At 62.6% G+C, this 14,802-nt stretch carries 15 protein-coding genes; all 15 read right to left on the bottom strand.

Features of this window, described 5'->3' with window-relative positions; all coding sequences use genetic code 11:
* Window positions 1-7: 7 nt before the first annotated feature.
* The 15 genes from ABD017_RS09960 to ABD017_RS09895 all read right to left on the bottom strand — a co-directional run bounded on the left by ABD017_RS09960 (window position 8) and on the right by ABD017_RS09895 (window position 14,756).
* On the bottom strand, window positions 8-583 hold the full coding sequence (locus ABD017_RS09960) for a hypothetical protein (protein ID WP_343882601.1): 576 nt from the start codon (window positions 581-583) through the stop codon (window positions 8-10).
* 233 nt (window positions 584-816) lie between these two features.
* Entirely contained in the window at window positions 817-1,293 is a 477-nt protein-coding gene (locus ABD017_RS16780; RefSeq protein WP_425543733.1) for a DUF4189 domain-containing protein, read from the bottom strand.
* 49 nt (window positions 1,294-1,342) lie between these two features.
* Window positions 1,343-2,449, bottom strand: a complete 1,107-nt coding sequence (locus ABD017_RS09955) for a TrbL/VirB6 family protein (protein WP_343882600.1) — start codon at window positions 2,447-2,449, stop codon at window positions 1,343-1,345.
* Window positions 2,450-2,518: 69 nt separating this feature from the next.
* Entirely contained in the window at window positions 2,519-3,331 is an 813-nt protein-coding gene (locus ABD017_RS09950; RefSeq protein ID WP_343882599.1) for a hypothetical protein, read from the bottom strand.
* A gap of 28 nt (window positions 3,332-3,359) precedes the next feature.
* Window positions 3,360-5,849, bottom strand: a complete 2,490-nt coding sequence (locus ABD017_RS09945; RefSeq protein WP_343882598.1) for a VirB4 family type IV secretion/conjugal transfer ATPase — start codon at window positions 5,847-5,849, stop codon at window positions 3,360-3,362.
* 34 nt (window positions 5,850-5,883) lie between these two features.
* Window positions 5,884-6,192: a VirB3 family type IV secretion system protein gene (locus tag ABD017_RS09940; RefSeq protein WP_343882597.1), complete on the bottom strand. Its 309-nt coding sequence runs from the start codon at window positions 6,190-6,192 to the stop codon at window positions 5,884-5,886.
* Window positions 6,185-6,580 (bottom strand): TrbC/VirB2 family protein, encoded by a 396-nt coding sequence (locus ABD017_RS09935; RefSeq protein WP_343883086.1) that lies wholly within the window; start codon window positions 6,578-6,580, stop codon window positions 6,185-6,187. The genes ABD017_RS09940 and ABD017_RS09935 overlap by 8 nt, the downstream gene beginning before the upstream one ends.
* Before the next feature lie 181 nt (window positions 6,581-6,761).
* Window positions 6,762-7,694, bottom strand: coding sequence for a lytic transglycosylase domain-containing protein (locus ABD017_RS09930; protein ID WP_425543710.1), 933 nt, complete (start codon window positions 7,692-7,694; stop codon window positions 6,762-6,764).
* On the bottom strand, window positions 7,695-8,726 hold the full coding sequence (virB11, locus tag ABD017_RS09925) for a P-type DNA transfer ATPase VirB11 (protein WP_343882596.1): 1,032 nt from the start codon (window positions 8,724-8,726) through the stop codon (window positions 7,695-7,697).
* Between the two features lie 37 nt (window positions 8,727-8,763).
* Window positions 8,764-9,933 carry a TraB/TrbI/VirB10 family type IV secretion system protein gene (locus ABD017_RS09920; RefSeq protein WP_425543731.1) on the bottom strand — a complete coding sequence of 390 codons (1,170 nt, stop codon included), beginning with the start codon at window positions 9,931-9,933 and terminating at the stop codon, window positions 8,764-8,766.
* A gap of 29 nt (window positions 9,934-9,962) precedes the next feature.
* Window positions 9,963-10,682, bottom strand: coding sequence for a TrbG/VirB9 family P-type conjugative transfer protein (locus ABD017_RS09915; RefSeq protein ID WP_343883084.1), 720 nt, complete (start codon window positions 10,680-10,682; stop codon window positions 9,963-9,965).
* Window positions 10,683-10,726: 44 nt separating this feature from the next.
* Window positions 10,727-11,602, bottom strand: coding sequence for a VirB8 family type IV secretion system protein (locus ABD017_RS09910; protein ID WP_343882594.1), 876 nt, complete (start codon window positions 11,600-11,602; stop codon window positions 10,727-10,729).
* The gene (locus ABD017_RS09905; protein WP_343883083.1) at window positions 11,602-12,039 is read right to left on the bottom strand and encodes a hypothetical protein; all 438 of its coding nucleotides are present in this window, start codon (window positions 12,037-12,039) and stop codon (window positions 11,602-11,604) included. Before ABD017_RS09905 ends, ABD017_RS09910 begins: the two co-directional genes overlap by 1 nt.
* A 426-nt stretch (window positions 12,040-12,465) precedes the next feature.
* Entirely contained in the window at window positions 12,466-12,822 is a 357-nt protein-coding gene (locus ABD017_RS09900) for a YraN family protein (RefSeq protein ID WP_343882593.1), read from the bottom strand.
* The gene (locus ABD017_RS09895; RefSeq protein WP_343882592.1) at window positions 12,822-14,756 is read right to left on the bottom strand and encodes a penicillin-binding protein activator; all 1,935 of its coding nucleotides are present in this window, start codon (window positions 14,754-14,756) and stop codon (window positions 12,822-12,824) included. Before ABD017_RS09895 ends, ABD017_RS09900 begins: the two co-directional genes overlap by 1 nt.
* Window positions 14,757-14,802 lie beyond the last annotated feature (46 nt).

The raw sequence follows: 14,802 nt of genomic DNA, 5'->3' as shown, positions 1-14,802 counted from the left end.
GCCTTCGTCAAGGATGGAGGTCCTGCGGAACCCTCAGTGAAAAACCCCGCGGGCTGTCCCGATTGGAAAGCGGCGCGAATCTGCCAGTGACGATCAAATCTTTACCCTGTGCCGAAAAATGCCTGTCCCCCGCTTCGACCCATACCGAGTTGGCGCCACTGATGTTCGGTGGGTCGATGGCTTTGGTAGTAGTGACGGCACCCGTTGTGCGGTTCAGGGCCACAACCTCAAGCAGGGTCTGCGACAAGGATTGTTCGGGTTGCGTGTCGCCCTGCACTAGCACATAGAGCGTGGCTGGCGTACCGATACAGTGCGTCGCTCGTGCCTGATAAGTGTGGGGAGGCAAGGGCAACGAGGCGTGCCAAATCACGATGTTCGATGACTTTCCAAGGTAGACGACGGGCTTTTCATTCATGCCGTCATCGTCTGTGCGAGCTCCGACCAGGCAACTTTGCCCATCGCCAATGCCAGGTTTGGCGTAGAAGGTGACATTGGATGGCAGGGAAGCGCTTGAACTTTGCCCCCATATGTTGGTTGCGCAGAGAATGGATAGCACGAGCAGTGAGGCGCCGAGTGCTTTCATTATTAGTCCTATTGTATGCGAATCGTTTTCAATAACATGAAGAGTAAAAAAGGGTGGTCGTTGAAACGTTTTGCTTTGGCAAGTCAGGGTACCTGTCGATCAAGCTCACCGACGCGGATCGGGTTGGATTGGCGATATGCACTGACGGTAGTGAGCAGAGTGAGAAGTGCAGCAACGTACCACTTGCTTTAGTGACGCAATACGATTGTGAGGCTGGCTTTTGAAGGGCAGGATCATTGAATTCGCACGGGCAGGCTGCAGGCGGTGTAAGAGGCATGACAGCCAGATGCGCCGGCATCTCTGCATGTTCTCATTCCATATTGAACGGCTGCATCGACAGTAGCGTCGGTATTTACGTTATATCCTTTATCGCCAACAACTACGGCTGCACATTCGTTGTCATATGCAATCTCGATCTTGCATACATGCCCTCCCCTCAACTTGCAGTCGAGAAGTGCCTCTTGTTCTGCCGCGCTTTTGCTTGCTCGACCAGTGGACACACCGAGAATCCCGGCGGGCGCATATGTAGCAATTGCTCCCCAGCGAGACACCCATTCTGGCTGTGGTTGAGGTGGCTGAAATGGTTGTTGGTTGTATCTTGGAATAGGTGCGCAACCTTGTGGTCCGGATTGGCCGGATGGAGCTCCAATGGGATAGTACCCGGCGGGGCATCCTCCTTCCGCGTGTGTTGCCCCGACTGTCAGAAGCATTAAGCCAATGGATAGCCACCGTAGCGCTGAAAGCAGCATGACTAAATCCTCATGATCGGTTTTTGATGAAATCGGCTTGCGGCAAGTTCGAAGTGGTGGTTCCGCGAATGCTAAATCCTGGATTGCCAAGCGGTCTGCTAACTGTCTGAATTGGTGAGTTAGTTTGTGCCGTACTTGAACGAATTGGCGCATTTCCTACCCCACCGTACCCACCGCCATACGACCCCGGCGGCTGTCCTAGCGGTCCGGGATTGCTGCTGGGCCCCGTGCCAAAGGCGGAATAGGTAAGAAAGTTGCCTACGGTCCCCTGGAAGAACATGGCTGCCAGCGGAGGCGAAGAGACGATAAGTACGGTCATCAGCAAACCGATGCCGCCTTGCTGTATGGCTTGGCTGGTGAAGCCCTCAGAACCGGTGTCGAGAATGTTGTTGACGATGTCAGCGCTCCACAGCGCGACGGCGACATTGATGGTCAGTTTGAGCACGATGCTGGTGACCACATACAGGACCGCAATGGAGAACAGGGTGCCGATACCATATAGCAGCCAGCGCTGGAACAGCGATTTAGTTTGTTCAAAGATCAGACAGAGGATGAATAGTGGCCCGAGCCCGATGAAGATCGCCATGGTGAACTGGTACAGCAGGAGCATGGCCCCAGCCGCCATGGCCGGCCCGGCGGCGCCCAGGCCAGCGATCAGCATGGCGTGCGCCTTCTGATTTGACGAGGTGGTGTCGCCAGGGGGTACCTGCACCACGTCGATGGCGGCGAGGCTGAGCTGGGTGGCAGCCATATTCTTGTCGATTGCGGAAACAGGGGAATCCTCGCCAGAAACCACGTGGCTGATCTGCGAACCCAGCGCACCGTTGGCGGATAGATAATCCTGCAAGCTGCTGCCGAAGATAGTCATACTGGTGGCCACGGTGACGATGATGGCGGTGCGCGTCATGTTGAGCACCAATGCCATCATTGACTCCCGCGACTGCCCTGTAATCATGCGGTAGCCCTGAATCATGATCCACAGCGTCAATAGCACCAAGGCCATTCCGCTAGCCCACGCCATCATGTTGGCGAGGATGTTCGCTTGGAAGACTTCTATCTGCTTCTGCAGATAGTCGTATACAAGCACGTAATAAACGTAATCGCCCAGGTTACTCATGGCCTTTCCTGTGCCTCGCCAAGCGATTCATGCCTGCAGCAAAATACGCATAGCATCTTTGGCATCGGGTTAGTCGTTGATGGTAAATGCCGCCTTCAGTGCCACTGCATTGACTAGATGACCGAGTACGGTATTGCTTCCGTTCAGGGCGACTTTGGCAAGAACACCTTGCTGCTGTTGGAGCGTCGCAATCGCTGCTTCGTCGGCATCGATCTGCTTTTTCCACGTATCGGAGGCCGTTTGCAACTGAGCCATGTATTGCTGGGCTTGTGATGTGGCGCTATTGGACTCACCAATGGTACTGATACTGTTGACGATATCGTTGAGTTTCTGGACTGTGCTTGCTTGCGCGTTCAATTGGCTCAATGCTTCGGCAACTATGTTGTATTCATCGACCTGGAGCAGAACGATTTTCCGACATATCAATTGCTGGCGCACGGTAATGGGCTGCTTGGTGCTGCCCAAGAGGTTCGAAATTACACCGCTGACAACCGCTCCCGGAGGCGCGCCGGGACAAGCCTGATCGACAAGCTGGTTTGATTGGTCTTCGGTTAATTTTTCCAGGTTCTTGGGTACAAGCGATATGCCTGTGCCAAGGTCTTGGATCTTCGTCAGAATATTGTGCAGCTGTTCCAGTTGGGTCTGGTATTGCTCGATCTGCTTCGCGTACTGCATGCCCTGCTTGGTGTATTGCTCCACCGTTTGCGCCAACTGCGACTTGAAGCCTTCTTCCGTGGTGGAGATGGCTGCGCTGTCGGTGACCAGAACCTGGGCGTGAGCGCCGCCGCCGAAAACTGCAGCAATCAGCAGCGCCAAGGCCGTCAGGCGTACGCGCAGCAGCATGTCACGCGCGCGGAGAGTGGGGATGGGCGAGTTGGTCATGACGTACTTCCCATGGTCGTTTGCTTGATCACGAAGCCGGAACAGACGCGGCACGGGCCGGACGGGTGGCAGGTGGCGCGTTGGGTTTCGATTTGCCGCTACCCTTCCTGTTCTCGTAGAAGTCGCCGAGCCACTGCTCAGGGGTGAGGGCGTCAATGGTTACGCCTTCGATCGCTGCCCGCTGCGACAGCACCTCGTGCATGATCTCGATGTTGTCGGTGGAGGCGGAAATCACGGCCAGGGCGTCATCCATGCCGCGCAGGTTGAGTTGGCAGACGGCGCTGGCGTGCCCCTGCTTGACCAGGAAGCAACGCGAGCGCTCGTCCAAACTTACGACAACCTGGTATTCGGCGTCTGTCAGCTTCAGCCCACCCACGTAGTCATCGCGGCTAGCGTTGGGGTTGGGGAGCAGGATCATGGTGGCGGTCTGCTCGATCAGCGCGGCGGCGATGTCGCTGGCCAGGGCGTCTTCCGGGCTTTGCGTGGCAAAGATGCCCAGTCCGTTCTGTTTGCGGATGGTTTTCTGCTTGTTCTTGGCGAAGTCCTTGAGGCCACCCTTGCCATCGAGAATCTTCCAGAACTCATCCATGACGTAGATGAGCGGGCGGCCGTCGATGAGCGCTTCCAGCCTGTGCAGCAGGTAGTTGATGACTGGCACGCGCGCCTCGGGATTGTCGATCAGCTCGGTGTAGTCGAAGCCGATGATGTTGGCTTTCTCCAGGTCGATGGTGTCGACGGGATTGTCGAAGACCCAACCCAGCGAATTGCCGGCCGTCCACTTGCGCATGCGGATGAAAAGCCCGTCGTCGCCCATGTTGGGCAGGCTCTTCTGGAAGTTGGTCATGGTGCGCAGGTGTATCGGGGTGTCGAGGATGCTTTCGACCGCGCGGAAGATGTCCTCCTCCTCGCGCGAGCTGTACAGGCTCTTGCCGACCAGCACCTTCACCAGCTCCGCCAGGAACTGCACATTGGCCTCGGTGCGCTCGCACTGGAACGGGTTGAACCCGGTGGGTTTGCCGTTCTCCAGCGCCAGGTAGTTGCCACCGCAGGCGCGCACGAAGATCTCCGCGCCGCGGTCCTTGTCGAAGAAGAAGATCGTCGGCGACGGCTCGAGCTTCTGCACCTGGCTGAGCAGGAAGTTGATCAGCGCGGTCTTGCCGGTGCCGGATTTGCCGATGACCATGGTGTTGGCAATGGCCTTTTCCCCCAGCGAGTTCTCCGCCGGGTGGGTGGCGTGGAAGTTGAAGTAGTAGGCCTGACCGTTGGTCGTTTGCAGCGTGGTGACGCAGTCGCCCCAGGGGTTGTTTTCCTTCTTGCCTGTGGCGAAGTTGTGCAATGGCGAAAGGCCCAGGAAGTTGAGCGAGCTGACGTTGGCCAGCCGGGTGCGGTATTTCCAGTTGCCGGGAAACTGGGCGTAGAACGCCGCGGTGACGGCCAGATCCTCTTTCACCGACACGAAGCCGGCGTTGGAAAGCTCCGCGCGCGTGGTGGCGATCTGCTGCGATAGTGCCTCCTGGCTGGCGGCATAGACGGCCATGGAGAAATGGTATTCGCCGAGTACGAAATTGCCCGAGGCGAGCTGATCCATGGCGTGGTCAAGCTCGGCGATCTGACTGAAGGCCTTGTCGCCGGAAGAGACCATCATGCCCTTGGTGCGGTCCAGCGCCTTGAGCGCGTCCTGCCTGCCCATGGGGCTGAAGGAGTGGGTGATGACGTACTCGAAATCCAGGTACTTCAGGCCGTTGAGGATGCCCGGGTAGGTGCCGTCGGTGTACTCCTTGATGTTGAGCAAGGCGCCGAAATGGTTCTTGCCTTCCGGCGTGGTGATGACGAAATCGCCGGTTTTGGCGGAGAAGCGCTGTTTGCTGACGGCCAGGTAGTTGTACACGGGCGCGTCGAGTACGGGTACGGGTTCGTCGATGCGGTTGAGCAGGTAACCGTAGAGCTCCAGTGCCTCGGAAAACACCACGCCGTTGTTCGCCTCGTACATGCCCAGGCGATAGGGCGCGTAGTCCTTGAGCACCGCTTCCACGTTGCCGGCCAGTTCGAGCAGGGTGTTTATCGCATCGAGCTGCTGGGCCTCCAGCCGTGCGATGTCGCTGGATTTTTCCGCGAAGCGCTTGCCGCTGACGATCGGCCGATAAAGCATGGTCAGGTACAACTCGTTCTGCATCAGCTTTTGGGCTGACAACGCCTCGTAATAGGCATCGGACATCTGCTGGTTGAAGCGTTGGCCGAAGCGGCTGCGATCCTTGAGACGGCGACGTCGGCGCACGTCGTGCACCCAGAACGCCACGTTGACGAAGTCCGGCGCCCGCAATGTCTGCAGGAGGCGGTTGAAGCCGTTGTGGCGATGCTCGATCTCCCATTCTTCGCGCCCCACGAACGGCAGCCCGCCGAGACGCCACACCAGCAGGAAATCCCCGCCGGTGGTCTTCAGCACCGTGGGCGAGACGTGCGTCGACAGCGGCAGGAACTCCGCGATGGGCGTGTCGGGCGTAAAGCTTGATTTGGCCATGGTCGGGTTCTTCGGGTCCGGTGGTCGGGCAGAGCTACGACTTGTCCTTGCCCTGGCCGCGATGGTTGTTGGGGGTGAATACCCACAGGCCATCGTTGGCGCCCAGGTTTCTGACCCGCGTGCGGAATTGCAGGCGCAGGCCAAGCAGGCGGAAGATCATTTCGTCGCGGCGTGCCATTTGCCGCATGATGAAAATCACCACTGGCAGCAGCAGCAGGTAGAAGAAGTTGGTGTAGACCGCCAGCAGAAAGCACCCGCCCGCTCCCATGAAGAAGGGCACGTAGGGCACGCCCATGAACATCGGCGGGCGGGTGCAGCCGCGAAAGAGCGGGTTTCTATACATAGTTGAGCGCGTGCAGGACCAGGCTGGTGGTCGCGTCGCAGGCATCGGTACCCGCGCTTGGCTTGAGGAACATGTTGGCGATCTGTCCGGCGGCGCCAATCAATACGGCACCGATCATGACCGGCGCCACATCGCCGATGCGCTTGTGCGCGAAGGCAATCTGGTAGCCGGAGAAAATCACCGCAATCGTGACGACGACGATGGACAGCGCGTTGAGGATCTTCTGGATGTTCGTCGCGAAGCCGCACGTCGTGGTGATCGTGTCGCCGGCGTCCTGCGCGAAGGCGAGGCCGGGAAGCACCACGAAGGCCATGATGCAGATGACCATGAACAGCCGCGTGCGCTGGGAGTTGAGGATGCTGTCGTTGCCTGGAGAATGGATAGCCATCGGAGTTTTCCTTGTCGGTGGTTGCAGCAGATGCCAGACCGGTGGCGTCCGCTGGTTCAGGGTCGACCGCTCAAACGTGGCGGTACTTGCAGCGCGGCGCCCCGGTTGCGCCGGGACGCTTGAACGGCCGTGAGGCCGGGACGACGCGTAGCTGGGTGCGCGTCGGTGAAGAAAGCGGCATTCAAAAGACGAAAGCGGCATCGCCCTGCTCCTGCTGCGGGACGGCGTTGTCGGTGCCGGCAGGGACGAGTTCTGCCAGCCCGGTCGCCGTGACGGCGCCAGGGGGCGCGGCGATCTGCGGCGGATCGCCCGGTCCGTGCACCTCGGGAACGAATACGCTGTCGCGCGGCGGACGGACAACGGCGAGTGTTCGCGCATCGTCGGCCGAAGCGTTGGCTGTTGCTGGAGGTTTGGTGGCCGCGGGTTGCCGCACGGCGGAGGCGTTCTTGCCGTTCGCCGCAGCGATGGCAGCGACGGTGGCTTGCGCCGCCGTGTCGATCGCCATGCTGCGCAGCGCCACACGGTAGTCCTCGCTACGCGAGGCATGGACGGTGACGGGCTTGAGATCGAGGTGGCTGGCCAGCACCCGGCCCGCGGTGGGCGTGACGGCAGACGAGCGCCGCGCCACGGTTGCAGAGGGCGGTTGCGACACACGGGTTGGTTGCACCGGATTGCCGGCCTGGCGATTGATCGACGCGTAAACCTTTTGCACGTAACCGTCGCGGAAACCGGTGGTGAAGTTACCCGAGTAATAGCAACTGAAGGCTTTGGGCCAGTCGCCGTGCGCGCTGGTGTAGCAGTCGGCCAGGATGCGCGCGCCGGCGGCGAGGTTGGCGCAGGTGCCGAACGCCTTGCGGTACGAATCGAGCCCATAGCGATCCAGGTTGACCCGGTTCACCTGGGCCAGGCCCACCGAAAAGTTGTAGCCCCTGGCGTCGAGCATCTGCGCGGTGGCCAGCGCCTCGGCGAGATTCCTGGGCTGGCGCTCCAGCTGGCCGCCGACCACGCCGATGGCATAAGGGTTGGCGCCGGATTCCACATGCACGACGTGCTGCATGATCTCCGGCGAGACGGCGAGGTTGGGGCAGGCCAGCATTTCCATCCCGGGCAGCATTCAGTGCTCCTCGTGGACGCGCTGCGGGTTGAAGTCGATGCCGGTGATGCAGCGCCGTCCGTCATGCGCCCTGATGTGCACCACGATGTCGATGGTCATCATCAGCAGGCGCTTGATGGTGTTGAACTCCAGCCCGGCGCCTTCGGCCGAGGCCTTGACCATCAGCGCGAGCTGGTCCCAGGTTTGCTCGGTACTGCCGGCGTGGCAGCTGGTGATGGAACCGGGGTGGCCCGAGGCGCAGTTGCGGATGAAGTAGAACGATTCGTCACCGCGCAGCTCCGCGAGAATGATTCGGTCGGGCTTCATCCGCAGGCATGCTTCCATGCAACTTTTGGCGGTGACGTTGCTGGCGCTCTGCCCGCCCTTGGAGTAGAGCAGGTGCACCACGTTCGGTTGGTCGATGAAAAGCTCGCGCGCGTCCTCGATGGTGACCAGCCGTTCATCGGCAGGAATGTGGTTGACAAGGGACTTCATGAAGGTGGTCTTGCCGCTGCCCGTGGCGCCGGAGACCACGATGTTCTTCTTGCCCAGTACGGCCTGGCGGAAAAAATCCGCGTAGCGGCGGGCGGCGCGAAGCTCGAGCAGCCGCGTGTCGAGCTCGCCGAGGCCGTGTCCGATCTCCACGATCTGGTCGAAAAAGCCGTCGCTTTCGTACTGCTGCAGCGTCTTGAGCTGCCTGGACGGCAGCCGGATGGTGATGGAAACGAAGCCCGCTTCGCAGGCGGGCGGAATCACGAACTGGGCGCGCTGGCCGGTGGGAAAGGTCAGCGACACGACCGGGTCCACGTCGGTGATGCGCTGGCCGGTATTGCTTTCGTTGATCACCGCGGTGCAGAACTGCCGCGCCCGCTCGAAGGTGAGCGTGGGTACCTCCACCCGCTGCCAGCTGCCACGGCGTTCCAGATAGAGCTCGCCCGGGCGGTTGATGCAGATCTCGGTGACGTCGGGAGAAGCCATGTACTCGCGCACGCCCAGCACCTCGTACTGGTAGTCGAGAAAGTCATGCGAGAGGCGGGTGGTGACGTCTTCCATTACGTGCTTTCTGTCATTCCGTTGATTGACGATGGCGTCAGGAGCGGGCGACCACACCGCTGAAATCCACGTCTTTGGTTACGTAGACGTAGATGACCGTGCCCTGGTTGATGGTGACGGTCGGCGACCGGTTGGCTGCTTCGCGAACGGCTTGATTGGCCAGGTTCTGGATGGTGTGGGCGGTATTGCTTTCGAACGGCGTCTGTGTGACCAGCCCATTGCTGATGGTGGTGTTGCGAGGGCCATGTTCGGCGGCCTCGTACTTGAAGGCGTCGCTGAGCAGGCTGATCAGCAAGGCCGATCCGATGCGCTTGCCCCAGTGCGCGTCGTAATAGCCAGCCAAACCTGCGCCGCCGAGGTTGTCGATGCCCGGACTGGACATGTTAACGTCGATGCCGGTGGGCGTGATGATGCGGTCCCAGATCACCGCTTCACGGTCACGGGTGGGCCCGCCGCTGTAGCTGCCCAGCAGCTTCGAGCCTTTGGGCAGCAGCAGGGTATGGCCGTTGAACGAATAGACGGGTTCGGTGACCAGGCAAGTGCTGAAGCCGGGAATGTCCGAAACGATGCGCGTCTCCAGCACGCAGCGGATGTAGGTCCCGCGTTGCATCAGGGTGTCGGCGTGCGCCAGCGATTGGGCGCTGGTGGGCTTTGAGTCGGCGCCACCGGGCAGCTTCTTTCCGGTCAAGCCCTCCATGGCGAGTGGATTGGGTGATTCGCCATGCCCTGTGTCAGCGTTGCTGGCGGCGATGCGCCGCTGCAACAGGCTCGGGCCGGCGGGTGCCTGCGGGGCCTGCCTCGTCGAGGTGGCTGTCGATGTCGGCAACAGTGGAATGGGTTGGGCCGGCGCTTGCGGTGCGCGCGGTGCGGGCGGCAAGGGTGTGGCGGCGGAAGGCAGTGGCGGCAGCGCCATCGATGTCGGGGCTTCGGCCACCGTCACCTTTTCCTCGCGTGGCCTGGTGCGTTTTTCCTTCGCGCCGACGCCGCTGATCATCCAGTACGCCAGAAACAGCAACAGCAGCACCACCGCCCCCAGCAGAAGCAGCGCGCGGCGGTTCATCTGTCGCAGTTCACTGCTCTGCAATGAAGGCGCATTGGCGTCCAGGTCGGGTTCGACGCTGCGCTGGTAGTGGCTGGCGTAGGGGTTGCCGGAGGTCGACTCGCCATGGTCGCGCGCCGCGGATCGTGCTGACGCGCCGCTTTCCATGCGCTCGCCGTCGGGATACTCGGGAGTATTCACTTTCTGGTGTTCCTGCGCAGGCCCACCACGTCGTTGCCGTGGCGGATGACGAGATAGTTGTAGGTGCCGTGGACGACGATGGTGTTGCCTTCCACCGTGGTGTTTACCAGCGAGTCGTCGCCGTCTTCCTGCTCGCGCATGTAGACCGCCGGAAAGTCGCCGGTCGGAAAGGCTTTCAGGTCGCTCATCCGGAGATAGGTAAAGCGGCCGTCGTCGTAAACGTTGGCCGGTACCAGCCAGGGCGCGGCCTTGCTCTTCGTGGCGTAGTCGTAGTTGAAGTTGTAGCTGCGGTCGGGCAGCAGGGTGCTGTTCTGCGCCGTGGCCTGCAGCTGCTTTTTCTTCTGGTTGGCGAAGCTGGTGTCGGCCGGGTAGGTGAAGGCGATCTTGTACTGCACGCCATCGCGGCGGGCCTGCGCCAGGGTTTTCCAGTCCGTGGCCACCACCTTCAGTTCGAAGATGTACGAGTGCGTGGCGGTGCGCACCATCATGTTGGTGTCCACGTCCACGTTTTTCGGCTTCAGGTAGAACACGTTTTCGCGGCGCGTGAGGTCCCAGCCGCCGCTGAAACCCGTGCTGTAGTCGAGCACTTTTTCATTGGGGCTGAGCTCGATCTGGGTGGTGATGCCCAGGCCGGTGTTGACCGGGTAGATGCTGTCCGGCTTGAACTGGTAACGCGTCAATACCTGCGCCGTCGCTGCCGCAGGCGCCATGGCCATGACGACGCAAAGGTTGGCTGCAAGGCACCACAGACCGGTTCGATTCATGGACGTGCCGCTCCCGTGACCGATTCGATGGGCATCGTCGAGGCAGGCATGGCTGCGGCGGTGGTGGCCGACCCCGCGGGAGCGATGGCGACGGGTGCGTCAACCGGCAGTACGGCCGGCGGCGAAGGTACTTCCGCCGGCGGCGCGGTGGCGTAGTCGTCATCCACGCGGTAACTGGTGACCCAGAACCCCAAAGGGTTCTCGATGCGATTCTGGTCGTCCATCTCGAGGTTCTGCTTGTAGGTGAATTCGATGGTGGCGATCTTGTTGTCCAACGCCCGGGTGGCGCCGTTGGATTTGTTGAAAAGGCTGCGCTGGAATCGCACGGTCGCGCCCCGCGGCGTCTTGCCGCGACCACCACCGACCAACTGGATGCTGAGCAGCTTGATCCGGATCGATTGATACGGGCCGTACTGCTTGACCCAGCTGTCCGGATTGGTGCTGGAGAACATCGCCATGTATTCGGCCTTGACCCCACCGGAGGCCATCGTCTGCACGGTTTTCCAGTCGCGCAGCTTCACCAGTGCCTGGTCGTAGGACTCCCTGGCCAGCACGAAGTGGGCGACATTGCTGCGGTTGACGGCCTCTCGCGTGGTGATGCCGCGCATGGCGAAATCGCCGTCGAGGCGGGCCACGGTGGCGGTGCCGGTATAGGCATCCGCCATCACGAGATAGGGAACCTTCTGCTTCAACGGCAGCATGTAGAAATAGCCGCCGGCAAGGATCAGCGCCATCGCCGTGGCGGCAAACGCCACGTACCACGCGCGTCGTTCACCGCGCCGCGCGATGTCGGCGATGGTCAGCTCGAAATTGACGGACCTGGAAATCGCCTTGTCGACTTTGCGGCGGGATGGAGCCTTGCTGGTCGCCATCACTTGGCACCCGCGCGTTCGGTCGTGGACACCGCGGCAGCGACCTTGGGGCGGGGGCTGCCAAGGCTGGCGGGGCCGGCCGCGTCCACCAGGATTTTCTGGTCGGTCGCGGAAACACGTACGTGTTGCTGGGCGTAGATCTGCGTCAGTTGCTGCGCGGCACTGTCGATGCTGGTGGTCCGGATACTCGACACCGGGGTGTAGAGGGTGACGTCAAAGGGCAGCTGATACGACAGTTCGCGCCCCGAGTCGCTGGCCCAGCGCGCAAGCATGGTCTTGAGCGTTCCATCCATCGGTGCCGCGTAGTACGTGTAGTCCGCGACCAGGGGGATCTCGGTGGGCTGTGCCTGAAAATGATTGACGGGTTTCCAGTGACCGCCGAAATTCTTCGCCGGAGGTGTTCCGCACGCGGCCAGGACGCTTGCCGTCACGATCAGGCCGCTTCTGACGACGAGGCCACATGAGCGGGCATTGCGACAGATTCGGCCGACGCCGCCGGTCGCCACGTCCCGATTCGCCGTGATGGCGGTGGCCAGAGCGCTTCCATGCGTCGATTCCATTCGATCTCCCTGTCCGGAAAGAAAGGTCTTTCCGGGTCCGATTGTCGGTTGCTGCAGCCGGTCCCTGGCTGCGGCCCGTGATGCATGCTGAGCACGCGCGTTCGTGCAAACCCCATCGGCGTGAACGTCGTGCTGTGTCGGCGACAAGGCCGCTGGACGTGCTGCGGTTCCCGGACAGGAAATATAGAACAGACGTCTAGACGGCCAAGTAAGCATTCTGTGTAGGGGCGGTCATAGAAATGCGCCGAATGGCGTAGTCCGATGCCTACGTTCACTTTCGAGCGAAGTCGTGGCGGGAGGGGATCAGGCCGCGTCGAATGCGCCGCGCAGCCACTGCTGCGATATCGACCCGGCCGGCCCGTCATAGCTGACAACATCGAACCGGCAGGCCAGCTTGGCGTGCTGTGGATGCGCGGCCAGCCATTGCTGGGCGGCGAGGATCAGCTTGCCCTGTTTGGCTGGCGTGACCGACGTGGCGGCGTCGCCGTGCGAGGCGTTTTTGCGATAGCGCACTTCGACGAAGACGATGGTTTGCTTCTCGCGCATTACCAGGTCGAGTTCGCCGTGGCGGGTGGTGTAGTTCTGCGCCAGGCAGGCAAGGCCGGCGCGTTCGAGTTCGGCGCGGGCGCGCCGCTCGAAGACGTCACCGGCGGCGCGCATCAGTAACCGGCGGGCTGGCTGGCGGGCGCGGGCGTACTGGCGGCGGGCGCGGGCGCGCCGCTGCCGGGCGGGAGGGTGACGGGCACGTCGTCCATCTGCAGGCTGCCGCCCAGGGGCCGGGCCAGGCCGCCCTGGAACTTCGCCCAGATCAACACGCGGCGCACGCGGCCGAACTGGTCGGCGGTGAGCTGGCCGCTGGCGCCGGGCAGGTAGCTGCCGGGGTGCTGGCGCAACCAGTCGAGGTACGGCACCAGGTTCCAGGCATCCATGCCGAACGCGAACAGCCGCGCGGCGCCACCGCGGGCCGTGGGCAGCAGGTTGGCGACATCGTCGTGGCGCGGAAGGCCGGACTGGGCATCGAAGAGCCAGGGCGCGTCGCAGAATTCCACGCCGTCCAGATCGCCGTTGGCGCTGGTGTCGTCCACGCCGGCGTAGACGTGCGACGTGGCGAAAACCGGCAAGGTGATATTGGCGATCCTCAATTGCGGCACCAGCAGGCGCGCCTGGGCCGGACGCATGCTGATGAAGATGCCGGTGTCGTTGGGGACCAGGGGCGCGGGTGAGGCTGCGAGCGTGCTGCTGGCGGTGGCGGGTTCGGCGACGGGGGACGCTGGTGTGCCGGCGCCGGGAATCCGGAGGTTGCCGATGGCGTCGGTGTAGGTCACCGAGCCGCTAGGCAGGGTGGCGCGGCCGGTCACGTCGCCGCCGTGGGATTCCAGCTCGGCCTGGAACGCGCTGGCCGCGCGCTGGGCAAAATCGTCGCCGGAGGTCACCACGTAGGCGTGGCGTATGCCGCGCTCGACCATGTGGTCGGCGGCCTGCGCGCCTTCCGTCTCGGGCAGCAGGCCGAACTCGCTGACGTCGCCGGCGGGCAGCTGCCTGTCGTCGGGGTGGTTCAGGGCCAGCAGCGGCACCGGCAAGGGCGATTGCGCAAACACGGCCGCCACTTCCGTCCGCGTCAGCGGTCCCACCACCAGCTGTGCGCCATCGCTGACGGCCTGCCGATAGGCTTTCACCGCGCCGTCGGGGCTGCCCAGGCTGTCGTAGACCCGCACGTTGGGGCGCGGCGCATGATTGCGTGCCGCGTCGAGGTAGGCCGCGAAGAAGCCCTGGCGGATCGCGCTGCTGGCCGCCGCGTAATCGCCTTTGGCCGGCAGCAGCAGGGCGAGGTGCGCAGGGACCTTGTAGCCTTCGCGAACGTTGGCGTCGGCGCCCGGCAGCAGGGTACCCACCGGTTGCTGCAGGGTCGGTTGCGGGCGGGCCACGGCCACGCCGAGCTGGCTAAGGGCTTCGTTGATCCACGGCAGCATGCGGTCGCCCGGCCGCATCGCGGCGGCGCGCCGCTGCAGCGGTTCTACGCCGAGCTGGCTGAGCAGGGTGAGGATCTGCTGGCGGTTCTGGCTCTGGTCCAGGCCGCTCAGGTGCGTATCCATCTCCACGCGCGTGCGCGCACTGCCCCAGCGGTCGCCGGTGGCGGCCATGGCGCGCGCGCGCAGCTCCAGCAGCCGCATCAGGTAGGCATCGGGCGCCCCCATGCTGGGATGCAGCGTGATCTGCAGCGCGGTCGGCGCATCGTTGCGTTGCAGTGCCAGTTCGGCCTGCAGCAGATCCAGGCGGAACGGTTCGTCACCGCGCAAACGCCGCCGGTTGATGGCCGCGATGGTCGGTGCGGCCTGCTCGATGCGACCGTCCTGGCGCCAGGCTTCGGCGGCCAGCAGGCGGTATTGGTCGGCGCGTCCCGGCGATTGCGCCGCCAACGCGAGATAGGCCTGTGCGGCGTGCTCGAATTGCCCGCGTTGCGCCAGCGCATCGGCGCCTTGTGCCGCGGCGATCTCCTCCGGCGTGCGCTGCACATTGCCCGGTACGCAGGCGCTCAAGGCCAGTGCCGTGAGCAGGCAGAATCCGGCGGCGCGAATCGGGCGCATGAGGTGCATGGGGAGGTCCCTTGTTCGTCATGGTCGGCAATGCGCGATCATAGCC

It is taken from the genome of Rhodanobacter caeni (assembly GCF_039523575.1).
Classification (GTDB): domain Bacteria; phylum Pseudomonadota; class Gammaproteobacteria; order Xanthomonadales; family Rhodanobacteraceae; genus Rhodanobacter; species Rhodanobacter caeni.
Note: the sequence above shows the minus strand (reverse complement) of the source record. Positions and strands in the feature narration are given on the sequence as shown.